Source organism: Methylobacterium sp. J-030 (genome assembly GCF_022829545.1).
Taxonomy (GTDB): Bacteria; Pseudomonadota; Alphaproteobacteria; order Rhizobiales; family Beijerinckiaceae; genus Methylobacterium.
Genome location: NZ_JAKSYM010000035.1, coordinates 1 through 800, shown reverse-complemented (window position 1 = coordinate 800; position 800 = coordinate 1). Strand labels below are relative to the sequence as shown.

The 800-nt window shown below is 67.8% G+C and carries 1 protein-coding gene; it reads left to right on the top strand.

Annotated features, from left to right (window positions below; translation table 11 throughout):
- Positions 1 to 418: 418 nt before the first annotated feature.
- A partial coding sequence (locus MKK75_RS01225; protein ID WP_244040817.1) for a GlcG/HbpS family heme-binding protein occupies positions 419 to 800 on the top strand: 382 nt, incomplete at its 3' end.

The following is an 800-nucleotide window of genomic DNA, read 5'->3' as shown; positions in this document are numbered from 1 at the left end:
TGCGCTTGGCGGTGCATTTGGCTTGGGCCGCGGCGCGCTTCCGCTTGCGGCGGAGGGTGTAGATATCGTCGTTGTCGGACATGGTCTCGGGTCCCCGATGGATGGACCCCAAGCCTCCGTCCGGCGAATGAAAGTCGCCATGCCGAAAACGCCGATCAGCGGTCGATTTATTTTTGCGCTGGAAGCCGGTTTTCGGGCTCCTGGATCTTGTGCCTTTCCCGCTGCGCCCGCCGTCGGCCCGACGTCGTGCTGAAATCGGCCGACGGTCCTGGCGCGGCTCGACACCGTCCCCACCGACCTCCATCTTGAGCGCATGCCCGGGCAGCACGGCCAGATCTATGAACCGCAAGTAGGAGCTGGTGCCCCAGGCGGGTAGCTCGGGGTCCCACACGACCGTAACGTGATCTGACGGTGTCCCATGCATCAGCGTACCTGTCTCGACGCCGCCGACGTGCGCATCCTCATGGCTGCGGGGCGCGCCGAGGCCGAACGGCGCAACCTTCCAGTAGCGTTCGCGGTGGTCGACGGAGCGGGCGTGCTACTCGCCCTCGAACGCCTCGACGGCGCACGGCTGCACACGCCGGAGGCGGCTTGGCTGAAAGCTCGGACGGCCGCGATCACGCGCACGTCGACCCAGGATCTTCAGGGGGCGGTCCAGGCGAACGCGGCGCTTCTCGCCTTCCCGGGACGCCTGCCACTGACGGGCGGGTTGCCGCTGCTGGTGGGCGATGAGATCGTGGGCGGCGTCGGCTCGTCGGGTGGCGAGCCCGAGGACGATCTAGCCGTGTGTCACGCCGTGT